1 pseudogene is annotated in these 396 nt (G+C 51.0%); it reads left to right on the top strand.

Annotated features, from left to right (window positions below):
* Positions 1–396 (top strand): annotated as a pseudogene (locus ACLRGG_RS21135) (hypothetical protein); the annotation flags it as partial.

Here is a 396-nt window from a genome sequence, read left to right as displayed (position 1 = left end):
GGGAGAAGATATCGCTCCTGCGGGCAGGGCACAAATTAGCGGCAGCACGTTTGCTCATATTGAGGTTCTTTGTGTCGACAGCCGGATGCCGGCATTCCTCGATAATCCCGGCGGTGTAAAAGCTGGCCGGAAATATATACGCGTTCATCCTGACGCCGTACTTTATACAAATTCCGGCGAAACCTTTACCAAAACGACGTCGACGGTTAGCAAGGACATGCACAGCATTTTGCCCGTGGATAAATGCAACCCGAAAACAGTCAGTGAAAAAACATATTACCAGGCAGGCCAGAATTACTGGTTGTGCCAGGATAATGTGGATGTGAAGGAGCAGTACTCCCTGAAGGAGCTGGGGTTCACGGCGCTGGTTGAAGAAAGTACGCCAGATATGGCCGC

This window comes from Erwinia sp. PPS120 (assembly GCF_047918655.1).
Lineage (GTDB): Bacteria > Pseudomonadota > Gammaproteobacteria > Enterobacterales > Enterobacteriaceae > Erwinia > Erwinia tasmaniensis_A.
Note: the sequence above shows the minus strand (reverse complement) of the source record. Positions and strands in the feature narration are given on the sequence as shown.